Source organism: Vibrio sp. McD22-P3 (assembly GCF_021568915.1).
In the GTDB taxonomy this organism is placed as follows: domain Bacteria; phylum Pseudomonadota; class Gammaproteobacteria; order Enterobacterales; family Vibrionaceae; genus Vibrio; species Vibrio mediterranei.
The window spans coordinates 21,817-47,334 of record NZ_JAKGTN010000021.1 but is presented as its reverse complement, the minus strand read 5'-3'; the positions used below and the strand labels follow the sequence as shown (position 1 = coordinate 47,334).

At 44.4% G+C, this 25,518-nt stretch carries 23 protein-coding genes; 20 read left to right on the top strand and 3 right to left on the bottom strand.

The annotated features are described in order from the left end of the window. Positions 1-35 precede the first annotated feature (35 nt). The 16 genes from fliD (at position 36) to L2W36_RS21325 (ending at position 15,436) form a co-directional block, all read left to right on the top strand. Positions 36-1,358, top strand: coding sequence for a flagellar filament capping protein FliD (gene fliD, locus L2W36_RS21400; protein WP_236111563.1), 1,323 nt, complete (start codon positions 36-38; stop codon positions 1,356-1,358). A gap of 12 nt (positions 1,359-1,370) precedes the next feature. After that, positions 1,371-1,775, top strand: a complete 405-nt coding sequence (gene fliS, locus L2W36_RS21395) for a flagellar export chaperone FliS (RefSeq protein ID WP_006074328.1) — start codon at positions 1,371-1,373, stop codon at positions 1,773-1,775. Next, on the top strand, positions 1,759-2,061 hold the full coding sequence (locus tag L2W36_RS21390; protein ID WP_006074329.1) for a hypothetical protein: 303 nt from the start codon (positions 1,759-1,761) through the stop codon (positions 2,059-2,061). Before fliS ends, L2W36_RS21390 begins: the two co-directional genes overlap by 17 nt. Then, on the top strand, positions 2,061-3,242 hold the full coding sequence (locus L2W36_RS21385) for a flagellar hook-length control protein FliK (protein WP_236111558.1): 1,182 nt from the start codon (positions 2,061-2,063) through the stop codon (positions 3,240-3,242). Before L2W36_RS21390 ends, L2W36_RS21385 begins: the two co-directional genes overlap by 1 nt. A 2-nt stretch (positions 3,243-3,244) precedes the next feature. Beyond that, entirely contained in the window at positions 3,245-3,679 is a 435-nt protein-coding gene (locus L2W36_RS21380) for a flagellar biosynthesis sigma factor (protein WP_124940757.1), read from the top strand. 9 nt (positions 3,680-3,688) lie between these two features. Next, the gene (locus L2W36_RS21375) at positions 3,689-4,396 is read left to right on the top strand and encodes a sigma-70 family RNA polymerase sigma factor (protein WP_006074332.1); all 708 of its coding nucleotides are present in this window, start codon (positions 3,689-3,691) and stop codon (positions 4,394-4,396) included. Beyond that, on the top strand, positions 4,384-5,250 hold the full coding sequence (gene motA / locus L2W36_RS21370) for a flagellar motor stator protein MotA (RefSeq protein WP_006074333.1): 867 nt from the start codon (positions 4,384-4,386) through the stop codon (positions 5,248-5,250). The genes L2W36_RS21375 and motA overlap by 13 nt, the downstream gene beginning before the upstream one ends. Before the next feature lie 16 nt (positions 5,251-5,266). Continuing rightward, on the top strand, positions 5,267-6,235 hold the full coding sequence (locus tag L2W36_RS21365) for an OmpA family protein (protein WP_124941227.1): 969 nt from the start codon (positions 5,267-5,269) through the stop codon (positions 6,233-6,235). Beyond that, positions 6,228-6,518, top strand: a complete 291-nt coding sequence (locus tag L2W36_RS21360; RefSeq protein ID WP_006074335.1) for a hypothetical protein — start codon at positions 6,228-6,230, stop codon at positions 6,516-6,518. Before L2W36_RS21365 ends, L2W36_RS21360 begins: the two co-directional genes overlap by 8 nt. 418 nt (positions 6,519-6,936) lie before the next feature. After that, the gene (locus L2W36_RS21355; protein ID WP_236111557.1) at positions 6,937-8,394 is read left to right on the top strand and encodes a protein adenylyltransferase SelO; all 1,458 of its coding nucleotides are present in this window, start codon (positions 6,937-6,939) and stop codon (positions 8,392-8,394) included. Positions 8,395-8,555: 161 nt separating this feature from the next. After that, complete coding sequence (locus tag L2W36_RS21350; RefSeq protein ID WP_006074338.1) at positions 8,556-9,284, top strand: response regulator; 729 nt, start codon at positions 8,556-8,558, stop codon at positions 9,282-9,284. Between the two features lie 3 nt (positions 9,285-9,287). Next, positions 9,288-10,742 (top strand): ATP-binding protein, encoded by a 1,455-nt coding sequence (locus tag L2W36_RS21345; protein WP_038229791.1) that lies wholly within the window; start codon positions 9,288-9,290, stop codon positions 10,740-10,742. 98 nt (positions 10,743-10,840) lie between these two features. Continuing rightward, complete coding sequence (locus L2W36_RS21340) at positions 10,841-12,097, top strand: ABC transporter substrate-binding protein (RefSeq protein WP_062462752.1); 1,257 nt, start codon at positions 10,841-10,843, stop codon at positions 12,095-12,097. Positions 12,098-12,339: 242 nt separating this feature from the next. Next, positions 12,340-13,338, top strand: coding sequence for a TRAP transporter substrate-binding protein (locus L2W36_RS21335; RefSeq protein ID WP_006075543.1), 999 nt, complete (start codon positions 12,340-12,342; stop codon positions 13,336-13,338). An 80-nt stretch (positions 13,339-13,418) separates the two neighbouring features. Further along, complete coding sequence (locus tag L2W36_RS21330) at positions 13,419-14,072, top strand: TRAP transporter small permease (protein ID WP_006075544.1); 654 nt, start codon at positions 13,419-13,421, stop codon at positions 14,070-14,072. Positions 14,073-14,074: 2 nt separating this feature from the next. Beyond that, positions 14,075-15,436 (top strand): TRAP transporter large permease, encoded by a 1,362-nt coding sequence (locus L2W36_RS21325; RefSeq protein WP_006075545.1) that lies wholly within the window; start codon positions 14,075-14,077, stop codon positions 15,434-15,436. A 32-nt stretch (positions 15,437-15,468) separates the two neighbouring features. Here L2W36_RS21325 and L2W36_RS21320 read toward each other — a convergent pair whose 3' ends face one another. The 3 genes from L2W36_RS21320 to L2W36_RS21310 all read right to left on the bottom strand — a co-directional run bounded on the left by L2W36_RS21320 (position 15,469) and on the right by L2W36_RS21310 (position 18,894). Next, positions 15,469-15,657 (bottom strand): hypothetical protein, encoded by a 189-nt coding sequence (locus L2W36_RS21320; protein ID WP_236111556.1) that lies wholly within the window; start codon positions 15,655-15,657, stop codon positions 15,469-15,471. Between the two features lie 96 nt (positions 15,658-15,753). After that, positions 15,754-17,100, bottom strand: coding sequence for a sigma-54-dependent transcriptional regulator (locus L2W36_RS21315; RefSeq protein WP_236111555.1), 1,347 nt, complete (start codon positions 17,098-17,100; stop codon positions 15,754-15,756). A gap of 3 nt (positions 17,101-17,103) precedes the next feature. Next, complete coding sequence (locus L2W36_RS21310; protein WP_236111554.1) at positions 17,104-18,894, bottom strand: sensor histidine kinase; 1,791 nt, start codon at positions 18,892-18,894, stop codon at positions 17,104-17,106. 560 nt (positions 18,895-19,454) lie between these two features. Between L2W36_RS21310 and tig the strand changes: the two genes are divergently transcribed. The 4 genes from tig to lon all read left to right on the top strand — a co-directional run bounded on the left by tig (position 19,455) and on the right by lon (position 25,361). Continuing rightward, entirely contained in the window at positions 19,455-20,759 is a 1,305-nt protein-coding gene (gene tig / locus L2W36_RS21305; protein WP_062462760.1) for a trigger factor, read from the top strand. Positions 20,760-20,864: 105 nt separating this feature from the next. Next, on the top strand, positions 20,865-21,488 hold the full coding sequence (gene clpP, locus L2W36_RS21300) for an ATP-dependent Clp endopeptidase proteolytic subunit ClpP (RefSeq protein WP_038229800.1): 624 nt from the start codon (positions 20,865-20,867) through the stop codon (positions 21,486-21,488). Positions 21,489-21,611: 123 nt separating this feature from the next. Beyond that, positions 21,612-22,892, top strand: coding sequence for an ATP-dependent protease ATP-binding subunit ClpX (clpX, locus tag L2W36_RS21295; RefSeq protein WP_038229801.1), 1,281 nt, complete (start codon positions 21,612-21,614; stop codon positions 22,890-22,892). Between the two features lie 117 nt (positions 22,893-23,009). Then, the gene (gene lon / locus L2W36_RS21290) at positions 23,010-25,361 is read left to right on the top strand and encodes an endopeptidase La (protein WP_236111552.1); all 2,352 of its coding nucleotides are present in this window, start codon (positions 23,010-23,012) and stop codon (positions 25,359-25,361) included. Positions 25,362-25,518: the final 157 nt, after the last annotated feature.

Genomic DNA, 25,518 nt, shown 5'->3' with positions numbered 1-25,518 from the left:
CTGTACCTCCTTATTGTACTAAAGAGGGAAGGATCATGAACGTTGATGCGGTGCAGCTCGCCAGTAATTTTGCAAGCTTAGATGTGCAGCCTTTTGAGCTGCGCTATAACCAAAAATTGTCAACGATTTCGTCTAAGACTTCTGCCATCAACAAAGTCAAATCTGCATTACAATCTCTCGAAGATAAAATCTACCAGTTTACAAAAACCGGCTCTAGTCTCACTCAAACCTCAACATCAATCTCTAGTGAAGACTACTTTTCGTTAACCACAAGTCCAGGTGCTGAAGACGTTAATCTTGATGTCTTCGTTAAGCAGATGGCTTCTAATCATCAAGTTGTATTTGATGCTAATTCTACCGACCCGAACGATGTTATGGCTGCGGCTGGAAGTTTTTCAGTGACTCAAGGTGGAGTCACGACCAACATCAACATTATGGATGCCGATACCGACATTAGTGGCGATGTCACCTACAGTGAATTTGTCACTTACTTCAACGATCAGTTTGACGGTTCAATTCAAGCAACGTTAGTGAAGTCGCAAGGGGCGATGAAAGTGTTGTTTGGCTCCGACAATGAAGGGGTTGATGCCAGTTTCACCTTATCTGCAGATGCGGCAAGTGGTTGGGATACTACGGTAGCAGCGGCAAGTGCGGCGCCGTTACAAGCTGGTCAAGATGCCATTATTACTCTCGGCAATGAATTTGGTACGCAGCTGACCAGCTCTAGCAATACTTTCGAAGACTTAATAGATGGTGTAGACCTCACGGTTCGCAAAGCCAACACCAGCGGTGATACTGCGACTAGTATCAATATAGGCGATGATATATCAGCCACCGTAGCATCGCTGCAAGAGTTTGTAGACGCCTACAACAACGCCGTCAGCGAAATCACTAACTTGACTCAATCAGGAAACGAAGATGAAGCACGGGGCGTGCTCGCTTCCGATAGCACAATACGCAATATCAAAAATCAATTATCTAATGTTATTAGAGCTGACTATGACGGAACTCGACTCTTTGAGTTAGGGCTGGAAATTGATCGCGACGGCAGATTGAGTTTGGACTCGGGTACGTTTGAAAGTGCGGCTCCTAGCATCGATTTTGAAACACTATTTACAGGTACGGGCGGCGTGTTTGAAGCGTTTGAAACGCAGTTAGAGAGCTATATCGACTTCTCAAATGGCTCGCTCAATCGCCGAATTGATACCTTGAACGATGAAAAAAGTCGTATTAACGACGCTCTATCCGTTTTGGATACGCGTTATGAAACCTATTACAACCGCTACCTTGCCCAGTTTACCCAATTGAACTCACTAAGTAGCCAATTGGATTCTGTTTCCGGACTTTTCACGGTTTAGGGAGAAACCGCCATGCTATTAGGAAAACAGCAACAAGCTAACTATGCCAATGTTCAAGTCGCTGCTAACGCATCGGTCTCATCGAGCTTTGAGTTGATATGTATGCTACATGAGCGTCTGATTCAAGAGTTAGAAAGCGTTAAATACGCGATAGAGCATAAGGATCTCGAGCTCAAATCCAAAGCTTCTCAAAAATCCATTGATATTTTAGTTGGGCTAGACGCTTCTCTCGATTTGTCGACAGGTGAAGCTTTGATTCAGAACATCCATGCGCTCTATGAACATGGTATTGCGACTGTATTTGAAGCATCTAAGGAGATGAATACCGAGCTGATCGACAAGCTTATTGAAGTGATGACTGATCTTAAAGAGGGATGGGAAGGCGCAATGGAGTGGCTTGATGAAGCCCAGTCCTGAGCAAGTAGAACGTCTTGTTCTCAAGCTAGAACAGGCGGTCAAAAACAGACAATTTTCTGAGATAGAAAAGTTAAATCGTTTGCTCAAACAGGTGCTGCTAACCATAGAGCAATCACATCCGAGCTATCTGCCTCTGGTCGTGCGATTGAAAAGTGTTCACAACCAATGCAGAGCATTAGTAGAGCATGAACAAGTCATCCTTAAACAGCAGCTTAGTGACAATTCAAGTCTGCGCGAGCGAGATAAAGCGTATGCCCAGACACAAGTGAGAGCAGGAGAACAGTGATGGAACTGCAAGGGAATATGGCATCAAATAGTTGGGCGACCAATGGATTGGTTTTTGATTTGCTGTCGGCGGTAGATGCGACGGTGAAGAGCAATTCGACCTCTACGGCTCTCAGTTCCTTGTCTTCTGAGCTTGGGGAAACCCGAATGACGCCACTCGCTCATTCATTTCAAACTCTGTTCTCAGTGCTTAATCAGGTGCAGCAGTCCTTGCCTATTGAACAAGACGTCGTAGTCTCTGAGAGCGTTATTCGCAGGGTTAATGAGAGCCGTAATTTAGAGTCTGTGAGTCTTGAAGAGCCTACGCGGACGTCAAGTGTTAACTTGCTTCTGCCAGCAGAACAGTTACCGCTTCGACTAAATGGAGTTGCACGCTCAATCGCAGATTCTATTAAAGTGCTAGAAGCGTCATCGCAGTCCCATCTTTTTTCTTTTGAAGCTGACGAGTACAAAAATGATGAAGTGCTAGTGACTTCAAACAATACCTCCTTTTCTCAACAGGTACTGAGTGCTGTGATATTGGATATTAAGGACAGATGGCTACCAAAGGGCCTTCCCCAGACTAATCCCAATTTGCTCAACTTGGAGTCGTCGTTGCCTAGCATTGCGTCTAAGGCTAGCTCTATGAACCCTTGGACACCAGCTAGCTTAAAGCTTAGTGCGCAATTACCGCTTGGATCAATCACCCATCAATCCATCGAAGCGCTGTATCTAGCCAATGAAACGACAGCAAGTCGATTAGTACCAACCATTGAGGTAAGTAAAGCGCTTGATGTAGATAGTCAAAGACAAATTCATCAAGTGTTGAGAGATAAAATACAACTTCAATTGGACACCATGAATCAAGCGGCTCGAATACGCTTTGATCCACCTGAGCTTGGAAAAGTGGAGATGCACGTAAGAGTTGATGGAGAGCGGGTCACGATACAAATGAGCGCTACATCTGCTGCCACGCGAGAGGCAATTTTAGCAACGTCAGAGCGTTTGAGGGCGGAGCTCGTCGCACAAAATAGTGAGCTGTCTGAGGTAAATATCTCTTTGGAACAATCGAACTCACAGCAGTTTCAATCTCAAGAGCAGCGCGATCATTCAGAGCAAGAGGTCAGCCCGCAAGCGAATGATCTTCCTTCTCAAGATAACGGCGATGTTTTGGAATATCGTGCATACATTGCGAGGGCTTAGAGATGACTAAAATTATCGTTACGTTCATCGTTACTCTCGCGCTTTCGGTCACAGGTTTCTGGTTGTACCAAAGTAATACGCTGAATATGGAGTCCTTGACCGCTTGGCTTTCACCGAAAGAACCAGAGCCAGCTAAAATGCAGCAGGTTGAAATTCAGCTAGAAAATGTACTGGTGCCTATTAACCTGGGCAATCGACAAAGCTTGCTTTTGCTTGATGTTTCGATGTTTACCCCACAGAAAAATGGCGCATACGTGTATGAGCAATTAAGCCGAATTAAGAACCGCATCATCAAAAAATTCAGTGTCAAAGAGGCCTCTTATTTCTACAACAAACAGTTTATCTATGTGATTCAGGATGATCTCAAAGATGACTTAGATGAGCTACCGAGCTTACAAGTTGGTGATGTACTTGTCACCAAAGCGGTATTTCAATAGGTCGCTACTATGTTGATGCAGCCCAAATACCAGCACACCCAAACTAACGACCAAGCGACGTTGCAGGAGTTAGAAAAATTGGTGCTGCAACAAAACATCAAGTTGATTAACGGACTGCTTTATCAATATCGCTACGCAGTTGATGAAGGAACGTTTGAGGATTTACGGCAAACGGCCATGATGACTTTGGTCATCGAGCTTAGGAAGTTTGACCATGTTGCTAATGATGATTTTCGACGGGCGGTAGCGGTACGAATTCGAGGCGAATTAGTCGATGAACTCAGACGTCGCGACTATATGGAGCGAGATAAACGCCAATTGGTGAATCGAATCAAGCTCGCTGAAAGACAATTAGTACAACAGTTGGCAAGACAGCCCACAACTAATGAGATTTGTCATTACTTAGGCATTGAAAGTAATGATTATCAACAAGCGATGACGTTAGTGGATGTGTTTGATGATATTGAGCTGGAAACGGTGGTGACAGCCGTTCCGGAGACAGACAGAGAAGTGCTTTTTAATGAGGTGAAACAAGTGTTGAATACTCTCCCTGAGATGGAGCAGCGCATTCTTTACTTGGTTTACGTGAAAAGTTTAAGCACCAAAGAGACGGCACTGGTCCTCGATATCAACGAAATCAAAGTGCATCGATTAAAACACCGAGGTTTAGACATTCTCAAGAGTAGAATGAAGGAGAGTGATGTATGCAAAAACTAATCGGTATTGTTATCGTGCTGAGCGTTATTTTTGGCGGCTTCATTTTTCTTGGTGGGAAGTTTGAATTTATTTTCAAGCTGTCGGAAATCATAATCATTTTTGGGGCGGCATTTGCCAGTCTATTAATGTCTACTACGTCTGCAACGATGAAATTGATGGCTCAGCAAGTTGGCATCGCTTTTCGTTCTACGCCTTATAACAAGGACTATTATCAACAGTTACTATCGTTAATGTTTGAGCTAATCAATACTGCACGAGTTCAGAATATCAAAGCGTTAGATATTCATGTTGAGAATCCTGATTCAAGTAAAATTTTCAGTAAGTATCCAAAGATCACGAGTGACGCTCTTACGACTCAATTCATTATTGATTCATTTCGACAAGTGATCACTGGTAAACAATCGCAACACGTATTGGAAGCATTTCTAGAAGAAGAGATCGAGCATCTCGAGGATGAATACACCAAGCCTTCCGAGAAACTACACGCTACTGCTGAGGCTATGCCGGGGCTTGGTATTTTAGCTGCAGTAATGGGGATCATTCTGACGATGCAAGGCCTTGACGGTGAGATCAGCGAGATTGGTCAGAATATCGCTGGCGCTCTGGTGGGAACATTTACTGGGGTTTTTGGTTGTTATTGTGTACTTGGGCCAATGTCTAGCAGTATCAAAGATGTTTCTGAGAATCAGTTAGCGCCACTACTGTGTGTGAAATCAATCCTGTCTGCTTACGCTCAAGGTCAATCGGCGCACATGTGTGCTAATGCTGGACGCAAAAACATCGAAACTCGTTATAAGCCGTCATTTGTTGAGCTAGAAAAAGCAGTCGAAGTGCTCAGACAGCAGCCTTCATAGAGCTAAGGAGCGAATGATGGAACAGCCAAATGTCATCATCAATAAAAAAGGGCGCCGTAAGCGCGGCGAGCTGCAACACGGCGGATGGAAAGTTGCCATGGCAGATTTGATGATTTCGCTAATGTGTCTTTTCCTCGTGTTGTGGATACTGCAAGTCGTCGATGTGGATGACCAGAAGAAATTGTTGAATTACTTTGCCTATGGCAATGATCCCATCATGCACTTAGGAACGAACGAAAGTGGCGGCAACTCAATTAACCCACTGCCATTACCTCATGTAGCAACCTCTCATTACGACGCTGAGCTGCATCGCATTAATGACACTTCTGTACTTGAGGGTGAGTTTAATAGCCAACAAGAACTGGAAGTTTTGGCGCAGCGAGTCAAACAAGAGTTATCCGGAATTGATGCCCTAGGTAGCGTCAGTGTGTTCGTAACACCTCAAGGCGTGAAACTAGTCATCGCAGACTCTGATAAAGGCCCGATGTTTTTCCGAGGAGGGGCCAAGGTAACGCCTTTCTATCAAGACTTATTGCTGAACCTAGCCGGATTACTAGAAAAAATCGAAAACAAAATGATTATCACCGGACACACGGATGCAAGTCGTTATAAAGGAAGTCGAATGACTAACTGGGAGCTTTCAAGCAATCGTGCTAATAGCGCTCGGTACTATTTGGATAAGGGCGGTCTTCAAGAGCGTCATATTTTTCAAGTAACGGGGATGAGTGATACGGCACCAATTGACTTTAATAACGCCAAATCCGGTATTAATCGCCGTATCGAGTTGTACATTTTAACCGCTGAAACTTTGGCGCAACTGAATAAGGTTTACAAAGCCTTTGCTCTAGAACAAGCGACCAGACCTTCGCCATTGGCAGAAAAAGAGCTCGACACAGTTTTACGAGAATCGCACCGTAAAGCGCTGCAAAAAGCAGATTATAATCAGCCAGTTACATCATTTGAAGTGATGAGCCGTTATGACTGAACTCATTCACTCTGTGCTGAACATGCGAAAGTGCTTAGCTTGGTTAGTGGTTATAGATTATGTATTAATTGGTTTTTACGTCTATTTGGCAACGAGCTTAGTATATTTTGATGTTTTTCTTATTGGAGTTTTGATCGCACTGTACAATATCCTATTGGTGACCGTTGTCATCAATCAGCCGCCAGGCTTTATTTCACTGGATAGAGACAAGCACCTTGTTATCCCAATCTGCTTTGCAACTTTTCTTGGTTGCACCATCGTTGTTTTGACCGTTTTCTGGTAATTTTTTGGCTCTATTTCAAAGATCTTTGCGAACAGCGTTGCAAAAATAACCATTTAGGCCTAAGTTGTAATGGTAGTGTAACAAAAAGGAGAGTTTGCCTATGCATCAAGAAATGATTCAACCTTCCAACCTCGGCGTTATTAGTCGCACTTGCCTGTTCTCTCTCGGTACAGTGGTAGCCATTCTGGCTATGCTCTAATAACTTAGACTTCTTAGGGGACAGCCCAAACGCAGACACTTTGTTTAGTAGATGGGCGTTCCTCTAGGCAACGTAAATCGTTTTTTCTCCCCGTTATAAAGTTCTCTTTTTTCTAATATCCTTACTTTTCGTTAATACCCACACTTTTCGTTTGTTTTCTATCCACCGCGACTCGCTATACTCTAAGTAATTGTTATTAAGACTTGTATAGAGCCGCCTATGTTTTCGCTGGATTCACTATCCTTTTCTCATCGTTTTTTAGCTCTGCCGAATAGCTTTTATACCCAAGTTGAACCGACGCCTCTCAACAATCCTCGTTGGGTTGCATGGAATCAAGAACTGGCAGGTGAACTGGGATTTCCAGAGATGGTTGAAGGCGAACAAGCCTTGCTTGATGTTCTTTCGGGCAGTGTATCGAGTGAGCACATCAAGCCACTCGCAATGAAATACGCGGGTCACCAGTTTGGTATTTATAACCCTGATTTAGGTGACGGTCGTGGTTTGTTGCTGGGTGAAGTCGCAGGAAAGTCAGGGCAGACTTTCGATCTTCACCTCAAGGGTGCGGGTCAAACACCGTATTCGCGAATGGGAGATGGTCGGGCGGTTCTACGCTCGACAATTCGAGAGTATTTGTGCAGCGAAGCCATGGCAGGGTTAGGTATTCCTACCACTAGAGCATTGGCAATGATGGTAAGCGATACGCCTGTGTATCGAGAGCAAGTGGAGCAGGGAGCGTTATTGGTTCGTGCTGCCGACACACATATTCGCTTTGGCCATTTTGAACATTTCTTTTATACCGCTCAGCATGAGCAGCTTCGCCTACTAGCGGATAAAGTAATTGAGTGGCATTTCCCTGATTGTTTGGACGCTGACAAGCCCTATGTTGCGTTCTTCGCTGAAGTTGTTCGATTAACTGCAGAAATGATTGCTCACTGGCAAGCCAAAGGGTTTGCTCATGGGGTGATGAACACAGATAACATGTCGATATTGGGTCAGACATTTGACTATGGCCCGTTTGGATTTATGGATGACTATGAACCGGGTTATATCTGTAATCATTCCGACTACCAAGGTCGTTATGCGTTCGACAATCAACCGTCCATAGCGATGTGGAATCTCACCGCGTTAGCTCATGCTTTGTCTCCACTTATAGATAGAAAAGACTTAGATCATGGATTGGAAACCTTTACGCCAATCTTGCAGACAGAGTACAGTTGCCAAATGCGCGACAAGTTTGGGTTGTCGACCAAGCAGAGTGAAGATGGAGATTTCTTTAATCGAAGCTTTGACCTCATGGAAAGTGAAAAAGTGGATTACACCCGATTTTTCAGGGCACTATCGAATATCGATAGTACCGGCATTGCTCCTGTTGTTGACCTGTTTATCGATCGTGCTAAAGCGCAAGCGTGGGTAGAAAGCTACCTGCTACGTTGTATGTTAGAAAATGATTCTGAAGCCGAGCGCTGCCGAAAAATGCGTTTAGCGAATCCAAAGTACATTCTCAGAAACTATTTAGCCCAACAGGCCATAGAACTTGCTGAGAAAGGCGATTTTTCACTGGTTCATCAGTTGGCGGACTTACTCAAATTCCCTTACGAGGAACAAGCAGAACATGAAGAATTTGCCAAGCTTCCACCTGAATGGGGTAAACGTATGGAAATCAGTTGCTCATCATAAAGATGAATGAATTTGTTAACCCTTTATGGCTAAAAAGTATCATCATGTCATTTTTGTGACCTTGCGCAAATTCGAGCTGCAAATTTTATAAACGAATCAATAATAAAATTTCCGCTAAAGCCTTACACTATAGGGAGTAAGTGCAGACTTAAGGAAATAAAATGCAGGCTAAGACGCACATTTTGGTTGTAGATGACGATGAAGAGATCCGTCTCTTACTCGATGAGTATTTGACGAAATCTGGCTTTCAAGTTTCTACTGCTGAAGATGGGGTAGAAATGGAGCTGTTTATTAAGGCTAAAGGCTACCCGGATCTTATTCTGCTCGACGTCATGCTACCGGGAGATGATGGTTTTACTCTTTGTCAGCGTGTACGACGAGACTCGCAAGTACCCATTATTATGCTAACCGCAGTATCTGATGAAACTGATCAAATTATTGGTTTAGAAATCGGTGCTGACGATTACATTGCGAAACCATTTAGTCCGCGTCAATTGATGGCTCGAATTAAAGCACTGTTGCGCCGGACCCATCTCAATGGCGATAAGGCAGAAGAAACGCCACCAAGAACGATCGATTTTGGCGACTGGCATTTGGATACCATTGCTCATCGTATGACCAATAAGGTGAATGGCCGCACGCATGATTTATCCGGTAGTGACTTTGCGTTGCTAATGCTGTTTTTGTCGCGCCCGAATGAAATTCTTGATCGCGATACTATTTCGTTTGCGACTCGTGGCCGTGAAGCCCTTCCTTACGAACGTGGCATTGACGTTCAGTTAAGCCGAATTCGAAATCGATTAGGCACTAGTAAAAACTTCCCTCACTATATTAAAACCATGCGTGGTAATGGGTATATTCTGTCTGTTCCAGTGGAATATGGCCAATAACACATGTCTAGAACTCATTGGCTAAAGCGTTTTAGCCCTAACTCTTTAGTCGCGAGAACACTGCTGCTGACTTTGTTGGCAGTCGTGTGCTCTCAAGGTGTACTCACGGCAATTTGGTACCAAAAAACTAAGCAAGATGAGCTATCAGGTATTCGTGATACCTCTGCTAGTATGGCGACCATGTTCGCTTCAACGGTGACCTTTTTCCAAAAACTCCCAATTAAATATCGCCATATTGTTCTCGACCAGATACGTAATATGGGGGGTACTCGTTTCTTCGTTTCATTCAATAAAGAAGAGCTCATCGTTGACCCCATTCCAGACACCCCACTTAAACTGGCGTCTATGGATTCGGTGACCAAAGTGCTGGAAGAGAAGCTACCGACCATAGAGGCTGTAAAGGTGAACTTCTCGAAAGCAGAGAACTTACGACTGCTTAAAAACGATATTTTTATTAAGGACCTGCCTAAATCTTGGGCTCACCATACGTTAACGCTAGGTCCACTAGACCCACCGATTCTGGTGGTGCAATTGAAGCTTAATCAAGATGAGTGGATCTATATCGCGGCTTTATTGCCTTCACCATATATTCAGCTCGAAGATACCATGCTGACTCAAGATCAAATGGTGTTCTTATTTACTTCTACAACCTTGTTGCTGATCCTGACTTTCCTTTTGGTTCGTGCTCAAGTTAAGCCTTTGAGAAGGTTGGCGAAAGCTGCGAATGAAATGAGTATGGACATCGATCAGCCACCATTAAGAGAAGCTGGTGCTTCTGAACTCGTGACGGCAACACGTGCGTTTAACCGTATGCAGACACGTATTCGCCAGTATGTATCTGACCGTGAACACCTGTTTTCTTCTATCTCTCACGATTTGAAAACGCCTATTACACGTTTGAGGTTGAGAGCAGAACTTCTAGATGATGATGTCAGGCGAGACAAGTTTAACCAAGATCTAGATGACCTTGAAATGATGGTGAAAGGCGCGCTGCAGTGTGTACGTGATACCGATTTACATGAAAACAATGCCTACATTGACCTCAATGAGATGATTCGCAGTGTTTCAGAGACACATAACCAAGTGCATACGCTGGTTAGTTTCACCGCGCTTCCGATGGAGCCAGTAGTTGTTAAGCCACTAGCCATTAAACGAGTGCTGACTAACCTAATCGATAATGCGGTTAAATATGGCAATCGAGCATTTGTCAGCATTGAAGAGAATCCCAAATGGATCATCATTACCATTTTGGATAAAGGTCCTGGCATTCCAGAAGCTCGCATCGAAGAGGTGTTCGAGCCATATGTTCGCATTGCAACGGATAAAGAGGGGCATGGTTTAGGCTTGGGGATCTGTCGCAGTATCTTGCACGGCCTTGGCGGCGATTTGATCATTCGTAACGCAGATTTTGGTGGGCTAGAAGTACAAGTGTTTATTCCGCCCAACCTAGAGGCCTAAGCAGGCTAGCTATTGAATTAACCTCAAACAGAGCGTTAAAGTCACTGAATCCAATAACTCGATATCACTATAGTGATATCGATGCACAGATAACGGCAATGAATATGCGTAAATCACTACTAGCGTTACTGCTTACTTCCACAATCTTTCCTACTTTTCTGCAAGCGAGTGAAGTTGAGGTGTTGCACTGGTGGACATCTGGCGGTGAAGCTAAATCGGTTCAAATCCTAAAACAGAAATTGGAGCAGCGAGGTTACACCTGGAAGGACTTTGCCATTGCTGGTGGAGGTGGTGAAAGCGCTATGACAGTGCTGAAAACTCGAGCGGTCTCGGGTAATCCTCCGTCAGCTGCCCAGATCAAAGGTGAGGATATTCAAGAGTGGGGAGGTTTAGGTTTTCTGACCAATCTTGATGATGTTGCCAAAGCTGATGGGTGGGATGAAGTATTGCCACCTGTCGTAGCGGCAGGCATGAAGTACGATGGCAAATATGTTGCTGTTCCAGTCAATATCCACCGAGTTAACTGGCTCTGGGTCAATCCACAAGTGTTAGAAAAATCGGGAGTGGATTCTGTTCCAGAAACTCTAGATCAATTCTTTGCTGCTGCGGAAAAAATCAAAGCTGCGGGCTTCACACCTCTTGCCAATGGCTCAGGCCCTTGGCAAGACACAACACTGTTTGAAACCATTGCCCTTGCGGTACTAGGACCTGAAGATTTTAGACAAGCGTTTGTTAATCTAGATATGGACACTTTGTCGAGCGACAAAATGGCGAAGGTATTTGAGACGTTCGGCCGAATGCGCGAATACATGGATGAGGACGTCCAAGGTCGAGAGTGGAACGTGGCAACCAACCGAGTTCTTAATGGTCAGGCTGCTATGCAGATCATGGGAGACTGGGCCAAGGGTGAATTTACCGCCGCAGGAAAAATTCCGGGTAAAGATTACCTATGCGTTCCCGCGCCGGGTACTAAAGGGCAGTTTATCCAGAATGTTGATAGTTTCGCCTTCTTTGATATCAAAGACGAAGCCGAAGTGAACGCCCAGAAAGCACTCGCCAGAACCATCATGGATAAGCAGTTCCAAGAAGTGTTCAACTTAAACAAAGGATCTTTCCCGGTTCGAACCGATATGGATATGCACGGTTTTGACAAGTGCGCTCTGGATTCTAGAAAAACATTTGAGCAAAGCATTGAAAATGGTGGTTTAGTACCAAGTATGTCGCAAAATATGGCGACAACGAGTTATGTACTGGGCGCGATTACGGATGTAGTTTCCAACTTTTTTAACGATCCAGAAGCTGATCCGAAGAAAGCTGCTCACAAATTAGCGAAAGCGGTTAAAGCGGCTATCTAGTAACTGCTTTTCCCGTTAGAAAAGCGGAAGTTACCATGGGTAGAAATGGGCTTGTTTCTACCCTTTTTCATTTTATAAATGTGTCACTTTCCACCCATTTCAAAGGCTGGTTCTACACTTGAAAATAGAAATCTTTTATAACTCTTTGTAATTATAGCTTTTTTTTGATTGGCATCGTTATTGCTCTAACAAGATTATCAGTACCCATTGAAGGGACTGCATTAACCCAAAGGAGAATAATAATGTTAAAGCCTCTATCCCTACTGTCTGTTTCTGCTATTGCTCTAGCAAGTTTTAATGCCTCTGCGGCGTGTGATCCAGGTGAGATTGTGATTAAGTTTAGTCACGTAACCAACACCGACAAACACCCTAAAGGTATTGCCGCGTCATTGTTAGAAGAGCGTGTAAATACAGAAATGAACGGTAAAGCGTGTATGCAGGTGTTTCCTAACTCTACTCTTTACGATGACAATAAAGTTCTCGAAGCCCTTTTAAACGGCGATGTTCAACTTGCCGCTCCTTCACTTTCTAAATTCGAGAAATTCACCAAGAAGTACCGCATCTTCGACCTACCTTTCCTATTTGAAAACGTAGAAGCCGTTGATCGTTTCCAAAACTCAGAGTCGGGTGAAAAACTGAAGAACGCGATGAATCGTCGTGGTCTGCAAGGTCTGGCATTTTGGCATAACGGCATGAAACAAATGTCGGCGAATAAGCCACTTCTTGTTCCTGGTGATGCGAAAGGCCTGAAATTCCGTGTTCAAGCTTCTGACGTGTTAGTTGCTCAGTTTGAACAGTTAGGTGCAAACCCTCAGAAAATGTCATTCAAAGAAGTGTATGGCGGCCTGCAAACGAAGGTTATCGATGGTCAAGAAAACACGTGGTCAAATATCTACGGCAAGAAGTTCTTTGAAGTTCAAGACGGTGTGACAGAAACCAACCACGGTATTCTTGACTATCTTGTAGTGACTTCAAAGGAGTTCTGGGATGGTATGCCGGATGATACTCGTGAGCAGTTCGCACAGATCCTAAAAGAAGTGACTGAGACTCGTAACTCAGAGTCGAGCAAAGTGAACCTAGCCAATAAAAACAATATTGTTGAAGCGGGTGGTGTCGTGCGTACTTTGACACCAGAGCAACGTCAACAGTGGGTTCAAGCTCTGCAACCTGTTTGGAAAAAGTTTGAGAAAGACATTGGTGCGGACTTGATCGAAGCCGCTCAAGCATCAAACCAACAATAACCTCGAAATTCATTGTTAAGGGCCCTACGGGAAGTGGGGCCTAACCCTCTGTCCCTACTATTACAAAAGCGATGTATCACATGGAACAGTCTCTTATTTCTCGTATTGGTAAAGTGACCGATGCTTTTGAAGAAACGCTGATTGCTTTCTTCCTTGGCGCGATGACTTTGCTCACTTTTGCTAACGTTATTTCTCGTTATGTATTTAACGATAATATCCTTTGGGCTCTTGAACTTACCGTATTTATGTTTGCCTGGATGGTCCTTGTCGGCGCGTCCTATGGTGTTAAAAAGCATTTTCATATCGGTGTGGATGTTGTCATCAACATGGTATCGGAGGATAAACGCAAACTGTTTGCCATTGCCTCGGTATTAGCTTGTTTGGTGTTCTCTATCTTATTGCTAATCGGTTCGTGGAACTACTGGTACCCCTTTGCCACCGAGCGAGCTTGGTATGAAACCGACGATATTCCTATGCCTGAGGTTTTACAGTTTTTAGCAGACTGGCTAAATGAAGGTGAACGTTACGAAAAACTGCCGCGCTTTATTCCTTATATGGCACTGCCAATAGGTATGGCATTACTGACCTTTAGATTTGCTCAAGCCGCTTACCAGATAATGACGGGTAAGTTGGACCGACTGATCGCAGGTCATGAAGCTGAAGAAGATCTAGAAGCGTTAAAAGCGGAAATGCAGGACAACGCGTTTGACAGTGTTAAAGACAAGGATAAATAAGCATGGATATTCTATTACTCTTCTTAATGGTGGTAGGCTTCATGCTAATTGGCGTGCCTATTGCCGTGTCACTGGGTTTGTCCAGTATCTTGTTCCTACTAATGCACTCGGACGCATCGTTAGCATCTGTAGCGCAAACCTTGTTTAACGCCTTTGCAGGCCACTACACGTTACTTGCAATTCCATTCTTTATTCTGGCATCGAGCTTTATGTCGACGGGTGGTGTAGCAAAGCGCATCATTCGTTTTGCGATTGCTATGGTCGGTTGGTTCCGCGGTGGTCTTGCCATGGCATCAGTGGTGGCGTGTATGATGTTCGCAGCGTTATCGGGTTCATCGCCTGCAACAGTGGTAGCGATTGGTAGTATTGTTATCGCGGGTATGATCAAAAATGGCTATACCAAAGAGTTTGCAGCAGGGGTCATTTGTAATGCTGGTACTTTAGGGATTTTAATCCCGCCATCCATTGTAATGGTGGTCTACGCTGCGGCAACGGACGTTTCTGTAGGCCGTATGTTCCTTGGTGGCGTTATCCCAGGCTTGCTTGCAGGCTTGATGCTAATGATCGCCATTTATATCGCTGCAAAAGTAAAAGGATTGCCAAAGCAACCATTTGTAGGTTGGAAGGAAGTTTTCGATTCCGCTCGTGAAGCGAGTTGGGGTTTGCTGTTAGTAGTGATTATTCTTGGCGGAATCTACGGTGGTGTATTTACACCAACAGAGGCCGCAGCGGTCGCAGCAGTGTATTCATTTTTGATTGCTAACTTTATCTACAAAGATATGGGGCCGTTTGCTGATAAGGAAAATACCAAGCCAGCGATAGTTAAAGTGTTCCAAGCTTTTGTGCATAAAGATACCAAGCATACTCTGTTTGAAGCAGGAAAACTGACTATCATGCTTCTGTTTATCATTGCTAACGCTTTGATCCTTAAGCATGTATTAACAGAAGAACGTATTCCTCAAATGATCACTGAATCAATGCTTTCGGCAGGCCTTGGTCCAATTACCTTCCTGATTGTGGTGAATGTCCTACTGCTTATTGGTGGTCAGTTTATGGAGCCATCTGGCTTGTTGATCATCGTGGCGCCGTTAGTTTTCCCTATCGCCATTGCACTGGGTATCGACCCGATTCACCTTGGCATTATGATGGTCGTGAACATGGAAATAGGGATGATAACTCCGCCAGTTGGACTCAACCTGTTTGTCACCGCAGGGGTGGCGAAAATGTCGATGATGGGTGTGGTGAAAGCAGCACTGCCTTGGGTTGCGGTTATGTTCCTATTCTTGATAATTGTTACTTACGTACCTTGGGTTTCCACTTGGCTTCCGACCACATTAATGGGGCCAGAGATCATTACTAAGTAACCATTTATTAATAACAAAAAAAGAGGAGGTCGTTAGACCTCCTCATCTATATGCTTGATATTCTGTGTTCTTGGATCCGGCTGAGAGCGTCTTTCATAAAAAACACGTCTACTCTGTTTTTTTCTTCTGTCTAGAGTCTCGCTGGAGCGATGCTCAACGTAAAAAATACCATCGATTTCTACCGTATCAGAAATAAAGGGAACCTTTGTTTTTTCGCCCATAATCGTCTCCCTACGTGTTCTTATACCCAATTGTTATGCAACATCCTGTCTATATAATTTAAGTATAGGAGACTTGGCTCACATTTCTACAGTATTTTAGTAGGAGCTTTTGTAGGATTCCTTAATGAGCTGATATTTCTGCATTTTATCGTACAAAGTTTTTCTAGGAACGTTGAGCTTTTCCATTGTCGCCTTGATGCTACCATTGGTTTCGATAAGGGCATGCTCAATGACATTTTTTTCGAATAACCCCACTTGTTCGGCGAGAGACTGTCCTTCGCTACTTTCTTCTTGATTAGGCGTGCCTGCTTGAATTTTACCCAGTAGGACAAAACGCTCAGCACAGTTTCTTAGCTCTCTCACATTGCCGGGCCAATCATGGCCAATAAGTTGGCTAAGTTCGTGAGGAGTAATTGCATTAGCGGTTTTTCCATAGCGGGATGCAGCGACAAGCTGAAAGTGGTGGAACAGTGAAGCGATATCGTCTTTCCGCTCTCTTAGAGGAGGTAAATCTAAAGTCACGATATTTAGGCGGTAATAAAGATCTTGGCGAAAAGTACCTTGCATCGAAGCTTGGTTTAGATCGGTTTTTGTGGCGGCGATAACGCGAATATTTAGGGGAATGAGAGCATTAGAACCGACTCGCTCAATGGCTCTTTCCTGCAATACTCGCAGCAGTCTTATTTGCGCTTGCATCGGCATCGATTCTATTTCGTCCAAAAATAAGGTTCCGCCTTCTGCGTGTTCAAACTTACCAATACGTTTGCTCTCTGCGCCGGTAAACGCTCCTTTCTCATGGCCGTATAGCTCGCTTTCAATCAAATTCTCTGGAACCGCGCCACAGTTTACTGCGACGAAATTACCGTCTTTCCGTGAGCTCTGTTCATGTAAAGAACGTGCAACCAACTCTTTGCCTGTGCCCGTTTCTCCAAACAGCAAAATATCGGCATCGGTATCGGCAACCACAGAGATAGTAGAGCGGAGTTCTTGAATCACATTGGTGTCACCGATAATCCTCGGTCCAAGTGTTTGGCTTGCTTTTAGTGAGCGCTTAAGGCTTTCATTCTCAAGGGTAAGTTGTCGCTTCTCAATCGCTCGTTGTGTTATCTCGATGAGACGTTCAGCAGAAAAGGGTTTCTCGATAAAATCGTAAGCACCATCTTGAATGGCTTGAACCGCCATCGAAATATCGCCATGCCCAGTAATCAGGATGACGGGAATACCTTGGTGGTGGCGGGTGACAGTGTTGAGTAAATCCAGACCTGATAACCCAGGTAGACGAATATCGGAAATAATGGCAAGCGGAAGGTCATTTTGTTTTAGACACAACATGGCATCTTCAACAGACGCGAAGAATCGCGCCTCAATATCGGCGAGTTCGAAGCTTTGTTCCAACGCGGCTCTTATATCAGCTTCATCATCGATAAAAAACACTTGGCTCATAATTTAGTCCTTGTCCGCATGGGTGAAAATAGGCAATTCAACCGAGAAACGAGCGCCCCCAAGAGGAGATCGAGCGACACGAATCTTGCCGTTTAGGTTTTGAATAATTTGTTGGGAAATGGAAAGCCCTAACCCAAGACCATTCTCTTTGGTGGTATAGAAGGGCTCAAACAGCTCTGCAATCGAGTTGCCATCCAAGCCCGGTCCAGAATCATCGATATGAATCGTCACTTTGGTTTGACCCTGTTCTATGGTCAACTCTAGTCGTTTTTGTTCACTATCATGCATGGCTTGCATTGCGTTAGTCAGCAAATTGATGAGGACCTGTTCAACCTGAATGGGATTGATTTGTACTAAGGTATCTTGTTGACCAATTTTACAATCGAGCGTGACTCGATGACTCTTAAGTTGTGGTTGAATTAACTCTATGGTTGAAAATATCACCGGAGCAAGCTTGATACGGCTTAACTCATTGGCATCACTGCGTTTGGCGAAAGATTTAAGTTGCTGGCTGATTTTTGCCATTCGTTCAGTCAAAGCGACGATACGCTGTAAATTATCTTTTGCTCGGTCAACTTTGTTTTTGTCGATAAAACGTTGCCCGTTTTCGGCAAAGCTGCGAATGGCTGCAAGAGGGTTATTTAGCTCGTGACTAATACTGGCAGACATTTGACCTAGCACTGCCAATTTAGCGGCTTGAATGAGTTCATCATGAGCTTGTCGCAAGGCTTTCTCAGTTTTGACCCTTTCATCAATTTCTACATGCAGTTCGGCGGTGCGTTCCATCACCAAAAACTCAAGCTTTTGTTTCGCCTCAGTTTGCACCTGTTCGATCTGTCGGTGGCGATAGCGGCGGTTCTCAATCAGAGCGACGACTAGGTAAAGCGTAATAAAAACCAGTGCTAGCACGCTAATAAAGCCGAAAAGCTCAATATAGAGCGTGGAGAGAGGAGTTAATACCCTTAAAATAAGGTTTGGAATACCAGATTCACGTTGGGTAACCAAGTAGTGTTTGGTGAATATATTACCCTCAGGATTAGCAAGTTGGGCGGATTTTGCCGTCAGGTCACCGATGAATCCCAAACTGTGAATGTCGGTTTCTAAGTATTGTCTTGAATTACGGATACGTTGCAGTGTTTGCGAGTTCAGTGTTGAAAGACTGTTAAACAGCCAATTAGGGTTGCTAGACATGAACACGACGTGATTATTGTCGGTGGCAACATAGGTGCTAGTTTCACTTTGCCAGTTGCGTTCAATGGAAGACAGATCCATTTTGACCACCACCACACCAATGTGCTCTGCAGCATAAGTTACAGGAAAAGAGTAATAATAACCGCGTTGCCCAGATGTCGAGCCCAGCGCAAAATAAGTACTTCGTCCACCGTTAATGGCTTCTTGGAAATAAGGTCTAAATGCAAAGTTTTTGCCGATAAATGAACGTTCTAATGCCCAGTTACTTGAGGCAATGGTGTTGCCGTAACGGTCGATGAGATAGGTATCTGAGGCTAAGATAATTCGGTTGGCTTGCTCCAAGTAGCGATTAGTTACTTCAATTTGAGCGGTGTTGCTTGGGGATAATAATGCGTCTACTAGTTCTTTATCTTGCGACAGGAGTTGTGGGATATGTCGATACTTGTCCAGTTTACTGTCGATGGTTTCTACGAATCGGTTCAGCCAATTGTTATGCTGTTCTTCAAGAGCAGCGTAGCTGTGCTGCCAGTACCATTGACCGCCTACAGTCGAAATTAAGAGAAATAGGGCAACAAAGCCTAGCAAAATCCGTTTCAATCGCATCGTCGAACCCCAACGTTAAGCACCAACGATTCCGTATGTCGTTTGAAAGCATAGGTTAACGAATTTGAGGGTTTTGTGGCAAAAAAGTTATAAGAACTGAGAGGTTAACGCGTTGCAAAACAGGAGCAAGATCTCTTTTTTCGCCATTCACCAAAAAAAGCCCTTCACTCTCTTGAAAAAGCCGATATTGTCCCCATTTCAAGTTGGAATCGGTTGAAAACGTCATTGTTGAACGTTTTCTTGGAGTAATTAGAGACAAAACCACCGATTGACCCGACTTCGACTCGACAGGGTAGGCGGAGATCGCTAGAATGTCGCGTCTGAAATTTTGTCCTGAGACTAATCAGAGATGCCTTTGAGGCTGTCTAATCAGCCCGATGAAGACGTCACTCATTAGTCCGATAGCCAAGATAACATGCTAATTAAAGCATGATTTACTGGTTATCGATGCTCACTTTAAAGAAGTACCTATTGGTACTAACAAGGATGAAGCGGAAATATCCTCGTGATATGGATGCTCATACGCTCAGCCAACACTGAGCCAAACTGAGGTTTATACAATGCAAGTTACTGTTGAAACTCTAGAGGGCCTAGAGCGCCGTCTAAACATTACTGTTCCTGCTGCTAACATCGAAGACGCAGTGACAGCTGAACTACGCAACATCGCGAAAAACCGTCGTTTCGATGGTTTCCGTAAAGGTAAAGTACCGATGAAGATGGTTGCGCAAATGTACGGCAAAGCAGTACGTCAAGACGTGATGGGTGAAGTTATGCAACGTCACTTCATCGAAGCAATCGTTTCTGAGAAAATCAACCCAGCTGGTGCGCCTACTTTCGCTCCTGTTGAAAACGAAGCTGGTAAAGATCTTGTTTTCACTGCGACTTTCGAAGTTTACCCAGAAGTAGAACTTAAGGGTCTAGAAAACGTTGTTGTTGAAAAACCAACAACTGAAGTACAAGACGCAGACGTTGAAGAGATGATCGACACTCTACGTAAGCAGCAAGCAACTTGGACTGATGTTGAAGAAGCAGCTGAAGACGGTAAGCGTGTAACTATTGATTTCACTGGTTCAATCGACGGCGAAGAGTTCGAAGGCGGTAAAGCTGAGAACTTCCCACTAGAAATGGGCGCTGGTCGCATGATCCCTGGTTTCGAAGACGGTATCCAAGGTAAAACTGCGGGTATGGAATTTGAAATCGACGTAAACTTCCCAGAAGATTACCACGCAGAGAACCTAAAAGGTAAAGCAGCTAAGTTCCTAATCAAAGTGAACAAAGTTGAAGCACGTGAGCTTCCAGAAGTAAACGACGAGTTCGTTGCTAAGTTCGGTGTTGCTGAAGGCGGCGTTGACGCTCTTAAAGCTGAAGTTCGTAAGAACATGGAGCGCGAGCTTAAGCAAGCAATCAAGAACCGTATCAAAGAGCAAGCTCTTGACGGTCTAGTTAAAGAGAACGACATCGACGTTCCTGCTGCACTAATCGACCAAGAAATCGGTGCTCTACGTCAGCAAGCTGCACAACGTTTCGGTGGCAACCCAGAAGCTGCACAACAGCTTCCACGTGAGCTATTCGAAGAGCAAGCTAAGCGTCGCGTAGTTGTTGGCCTACTTCTAGGTGAAGTGATCAAGTCTGAAGAGCTAGAAGCTAGCGATGAGAAAGTGAAAGAGCTTATCTCTGAAATGGCAACAGCGTACGAAGATCCATCAGAAGTAATCTCTTACTACGAGCAAAACGAGCAAATGATGAACAACATGCGCAACGTTGCACTAGAAGAGCAAGCGATCGATGCAATTCTTGCTAAAGCACAGGTTTCTGATAAAGAAGTTAGCTTCAACGAGCTAATGAACCAACAGCCTGCTGCTTAATAAGCAATATCTTGTATAGAAGGTTGACTTAGAGTCGACTTCTCTGCTAACAATGGTCCGTATGATGTTTATCATCCGGGCCATTTATTTTAGGGACATAAGAATATGAGCTACCAAGAAAAAAATGCAATGTCGCCAATTATGAACGCGCTAGTACCGATGGTGGTTGAACAAACTTCCCGTGGCGAACGCTCTTACGATATTTATTCGCGACTACTAAAAGAACGAATCATTTTCTTGACTGGTCAAGTGGAAGACAACATGGCGAACTTAATTGTTGCCCAGATGCTTTTCCTTGAATCAGAAAATCCTGACAAAGATATCTTCCTCTACATTAACTCTCCTGGTGGTAGCGTAACGGCTGGTATGTCGATTTACGATACTATGCAGTTTATTAAGCCTAATGTAAGCACGCTTTGTACTGGTCAAGCATGTTCCATGGGTGCCTTCCTACTTGCAGGTGGTGCTCCTGGTAAACGTTTTGCTCTGCCTAACTCTCGCGTGATGATTCACCAACCACTAGGTGGTTTCCAAGGTCAAGCTTCAGACATTCAGATTCATGCACAAGAAATTCTGACTATCAAACAGAAGCTGAACAATCTTTTGGCAGAACATTCAGGTCAGCCACTCGACGTTATCGAAAAAGATACTGACCGTGACAACTTTATGTCAGCTGCTCAGGCTGCTGAATACGGTATTATTGACGAAGTTTTAACCCATCGCGGTTAATCGACAATCGGTTGAGTAACAATTGACCAAATTGAAGCCTGTGAAAATCAAATTGGCGGGCGCAATTTGGTCTAAATTGATATACACTCAAAACATAGAAAGTAAAGGCTAAGAGGTTAGCGAATGACAGATAAAAGCAAAGAGAGTGGTAGCGGTAAACTGCTGTATTGCTCTTTCTGTGGTAAAAGTCAGCACGAAGTTCGCAAGCTAATCGCAGGTCCGTCTGTTTACATTTGCGATGAGTGTGTTGATTTATGCAACGACATCATCCGTGAAGAAATCAAAGATGTGCTGCCGAAGAAGGAATCTGAAGCGTTACCAACGCCAAGAGACATTCGCGCACACCTCGATGATTATGTAATCGGTCAAGACTACGCGAAGAAAGTTCTCTCAGTCGCTGTTTACAACCACTACAAGCGCTTGCGCAATGGTGATACAACGGCAGACGGTGTTGAACTCGGTAAGAGTAATATTCTTCTTATCGGTCCAACGGGTAGTGGTAAAACACTGCTTGCTGAGACGCTTGCACGTTTCCTTGATGTGCCATTCACAATGGCCGACGCAACAACATTGACCGAAGCTGGTTATGTTGGTGAAGACGTTGAAAACATCATCCAAAAACTGCTTCAGAAGTGCGACTACGATGTAGCAAAAGCCGAGCGCGGTATTGTCTATATCGATGAAATTGACAAAATTTCACGTAAAGCTGAGAACCCATCTATCACACGTGATGTGTCGGGAGAAGGGGTTCAACAGGCACTACTAAAACTGGTTGAAGGTACAATTGCATCGGTTCCACCTCAAGGTGGTCGTAAGCACCCACAACAAGAATTTTTGCAGGTAGATACCTCTAAGATTCTGTTTATTTGTGGTGGTGCATTCGCAGGTCTTGATAAAGTGATCGACCAACGTGTTGCAACTGGCACTGGTATTGGTTTCGGCGCAGAAGTTCGTTCAAAAGACGAAACTAAGACTGTCGGCGAGCTATTTACCCAAGTTGAGCCAGAAGATCTAGTTAAGTACGGTCTAATTCCAGAGTTCATTGGTCGTCTACCAGTGACAACGACTCTAACCGAGCTTGATGAAGATGCACTGATTCAAATCTTGAATGAGCCGAAGAACGCACTGACCAAACAGTATGGTGCGCTATTCGACCTTGAGGGTGTTGAGTTGGAGTTCCGCGAAGATGCACTGCGTGCGATTGCTAAGAAAGCAATGGAGCGTAAAACAGGTGCTCGTGGTCTACGTTCAATCCTTGAAGGCGTGCTGCTAGAAACGATGTACGAATTACCATCGGCTACTGACGTAAGCAAAGTGGTTATTGATGAAAGTGTGATAAATGGTGAGTCAGAACCGCTACTTATCTACACAAACAACGATAATCAAGTTGCCAGCGCTGAGTAATTTGCGAAGCTGAGATAAAAAGGAGGTATTTGATACCTCCTTTTTTTATTTCTTTATTGAATCCAACGAATACGCCCCCATATACTGAAAATAATACTAAGCGGAAGAGAGAATAATATGAACTTGGAACGTTCCGAGCGTATAGAAATCCCGGTATTGCCTCTGCGCGACGTGGTTGTTTATCCACACATGGTGATTCCTTTGTTTGTTGGCCGCGAAAAGTCCATTAGTTGCTTAGAAGCGGCGATGGATAATGACAAACAAGTACTCCTTGTGGCTCAGAAAGAAGCAGATACTGAAGAGCCAAAAATTGACGATCTATTCACTACAGGCACAGTTGCAACCATTTTGCAGCTTCTCAAGCTACCGGATGGCACAGTAAAAGTACTGGTTGAAGGTCAGCAGCGTGCCAAAATCAACAATTACCGCGATGAAGAATTTTTCGTAGCGGATGCTGAATACCTGATCAGGCCAGAACTCGATGAGCGTGAGGAAGAGGTCATTGTACGCAGTGCAATCGACCAGTTTGAAGGTTTCATCAAACTGAACAAGAAGATTCCACCGGAAGTACTAACGTCTCTCGGTGGCATCGATGAAGCAGCGCGTCTTGCTGATACTATCGCTGCTCATATGCCGCTTAAACTCGTAGATAAGCAGCAAGTGCTTGAGTTGCTTGATGTAACTGAACGTTTAGAGTTCTTAATGGGACAAATGGAATCGGAAATCGACTTACTGCAAGTTGAGAAACGCATTCGTGGTCGCGTTAAGAAACAAATGGAAAAATCTCAGCGTGAGTACTACCTGAATGAGCAAATGAAGGCGATTCAGAAAGAACTCGGCGACTTAGATGATGCTCCTGATGAGTTCGAAACACTGAAGGCTAAGATTGAAGAATCAAAAATGCCTGCCGAAGCGAAAGAGAAGACCGAACAAGAGCTACAAAAGCTTAAGATGATGTCTCCGATGTCCGCTGAAGCAACCGTTGTTCGCAGTTACATCGACTGGATGGTAGGTGTTCCTTGGGCTAAACGCTCTAAAGTGAAAAAGAACCTAGCAAAAGCGGAAGAAGTACTGAACGAAGACCACTATGGCCTAGAGCGCGTTAAAGAGCGCATCCTTGAGTATTTGGCGGTGCAAAACCGCATTAACAAGCTAAAAGGTCCTATCTTGTGCCTTGTTGGTCCTCCTGGTGTGGGTAAAACCTCCCTCGGTCGCTCAATCGCGGCTGCAACGGGTCGTAAATATACTCGTATGGCATTGGGTGGTGTACGTGACGAAGCGGAAATCCGTGGTCACCGACGCACCTACATCGGTTCTATGCCGGGCAAGTTGATTCAGAAGATGTCGAAAGTTGGTGTTAAAAACCCACTATTTCTTCTGGATGAGATCGACAAGATGTCTTCAGATATGCGTGGTGACCCGTCATCAGCGCTGCTTGAAGTTCTAGACCCAGAGCAGAACAATGCCTTTAACGATCACTATCTAGAAGTCGATTACGACCTTTCTGACGTAATGTTTGTTGCAACGTCTAACTCAATGAACATTCCTGGGCCTTTACTTGATCGTATGGAAGTGATTCGTCTTTCTGGATATACAGAAGATGAAAAGCTGAACATTGCTAAGCGTCACCTCGTGTCTAAGCAAGTTCAACGTAATGGCTTGAAGCCGAACGAAATTGAAATTGAAGACTCTGCAATCATTGGCATCATTCGCTACTACACACGTGAAGCGGGTGTTCGTAGCCTTGAGCGTGAAATCTCAAAGATCTGCCGTAAAGCAGTTAAGAACATCTTGCTTGATCCGAAACTGAAAACGGTGACGGTAAATCAAGATAACTTGAAAGAGTACCTAGGTGTCCAACGCTTTGACTATGGTAAAGCGGACGACAGCAACCGCATTGGGCAGGTAACTGGCCTAGCGTGGACGGAAGTAGGTGGTGACCTATTGACTATCGAAACTGAAGCGATGGTCGGTAAAGGTAAGCTGACTCAAACCGGTTCATTGGGCGATGTGATGCAAGAGTCAATTCAAGCCGCGATGACGGTTGTACGTTCTCGTGCAGAGAAGCTTGGCATTAACTCAGACTTCTACGAGAAGCGTGACATTCATGTTCACGTTCCTGAAGGTGCGACGCCGAAAGATGGTCCAAGTGCGGGTATCGCAATGTGCACCGCTTTAGTTTCGAGCTTGACAGGTAACCCAGTGAAAGCTGAGGTGGCAATGACAGGTGAAATCACTCTACGTGGTGAAGTTCTACCTATCGGCGGCCTGAAAGAAAAACTACTTGCAGCGCATCGTGGCGGCATCAAAACGGTATTGATTCCTAAGGATAATGAACGTGACTTGGAAGAAATTCCTGACAACGTTATTGCGGATCTGAAGGTGATTCCGGTGCAATGGATTGATGAAGTTCTTGAAGTTGCTTTAGAGAGAGCACCGCTTGGAGCGGCATTTGAACCTGTAAAATAGTGATGTGCTCCAAATTTAGGTAAAAGAAATGCGCTGATAGGCAAAAAAAGCTTGTCAGCGTTTTTTTGTAGCACTAAGTTTAGCTATGTAACTCTGAAGCCCTTGATAGACAAGGCTTAGAGTCTTCAACTACGAGAATGGAACTAACGTTACCTTT

Excerpts from the sequence above, each read along its gene's own strand:
- fliD (WP_236111563.1), top strand. The coding sequence starts at position 36 with ATGAACGTTGATGCGGTGCAGCTCGCCAGTAATTTTGCAAGCTTAGAT.
- L2W36_RS21340 (WP_062462752.1), top strand. The coding sequence starts at position 10,841 with ATGAATATGCGTAAATCACTACTAGCGTTACTGCTTACTTCCACAATC.
- clpX (WP_038229801.1), top strand. The coding sequence starts at position 21,612 with ATGACAGATAAAAGCAAAGAGAGTGGTAGCGGTAAACTGCTGTATTGC.
- L2W36_RS21390 (WP_006074329.1), top strand. The coding sequence starts at position 1,759 with ATGAAGCCCAGTCCTGAGCAAGTAGAACGTCTTGTTCTCAAGCTAGAA.
- L2W36_RS21365 (WP_124941227.1), top strand. The coding sequence starts at position 5,267 with ATGGAACAGCCAAATGTCATCATCAATAAAAAAGGGCGCCGTAAGCGC.
- fliS (WP_006074328.1), top strand. The coding sequence starts at position 1,371 with ATGCTATTAGGAAAACAGCAACAAGCTAACTATGCCAATGTTCAAGTC.
- L2W36_RS21335 (WP_006075543.1), top strand. The coding sequence starts at position 12,340 with ATGTTAAAGCCTCTATCCCTACTGTCTGTTTCTGCTATTGCTCTAGCA.
- L2W36_RS21325 (WP_006075545.1), top strand. The coding sequence starts at position 14,075 with ATGGATATTCTATTACTCTTCTTAATGGTGGTAGGCTTCATGCTAATT.
- L2W36_RS21385 (WP_236111558.1), top strand. The coding sequence starts at position 2,061 with ATGGAACTGCAAGGGAATATGGCATCAAATAGTTGGGCGACCAATGGA.
- L2W36_RS21345 (WP_038229791.1), top strand. The coding sequence starts at position 9,288 with ATGTCTAGAACTCATTGGCTAAAGCGTTTTAGCCCTAACTCTTTAGTC.
- L2W36_RS21320 (WP_236111556.1), bottom strand. The coding sequence starts at position 15,657 with ATGGGCGAAAAAACAAAGGTTCCCTTTATTTCTGATACGGTAGAAATC.
- L2W36_RS21310 (WP_236111554.1), bottom strand. The coding sequence starts at position 18,894 with ATGCGATTGAAACGGATTTTGCTAGGCTTTGTTGCCCTATTTCTCTTA.
- L2W36_RS21375 (WP_006074332.1), top strand. The coding sequence starts at position 3,689 with ATGTTGATGCAGCCCAAATACCAGCACACCCAAACTAACGACCAAGCG.
- L2W36_RS21315 (WP_236111555.1), bottom strand. The coding sequence starts at position 17,100 with ATGAGCCAAGTGTTTTTTATCGATGATGAAGCTGATATAAGAGCCGCG.
- clpP (WP_038229800.1), top strand. The coding sequence starts at position 20,865 with ATGAGCTACCAAGAAAAAAATGCAATGTCGCCAATTATGAACGCGCTA.
- tig (WP_062462760.1), top strand. The coding sequence starts at position 19,455 with ATGCAAGTTACTGTTGAAACTCTAGAGGGCCTAGAGCGCCGTCTAAAC.
- L2W36_RS21360 (WP_006074335.1), top strand. The coding sequence starts at position 6,228 with ATGACTGAACTCATTCACTCTGTGCTGAACATGCGAAAGTGCTTAGCT.
- L2W36_RS21380 (WP_124940757.1), top strand. The coding sequence starts at position 3,245 with ATGACTAAAATTATCGTTACGTTCATCGTTACTCTCGCGCTTTCGGTC.
- motA (WP_006074333.1), top strand. The coding sequence starts at position 4,384 with ATGCAAAAACTAATCGGTATTGTTATCGTGCTGAGCGTTATTTTTGGC.
- L2W36_RS21330 (WP_006075544.1), top strand. The coding sequence starts at position 13,419 with ATGGAACAGTCTCTTATTTCTCGTATTGGTAAAGTGACCGATGCTTTT.
- L2W36_RS21350 (WP_006074338.1), top strand. The coding sequence starts at position 8,556 with ATGCAGGCTAAGACGCACATTTTGGTTGTAGATGACGATGAAGAGATC.
- L2W36_RS21355 (WP_236111557.1), top strand. The coding sequence starts at position 6,937 with ATGTTTTCGCTGGATTCACTATCCTTTTCTCATCGTTTTTTAGCTCTG.
- lon (WP_236111552.1), top strand. The coding sequence starts at position 23,010 with ATGAACTTGGAACGTTCCGAGCGTATAGAAATCCCGGTATTGCCTCTG.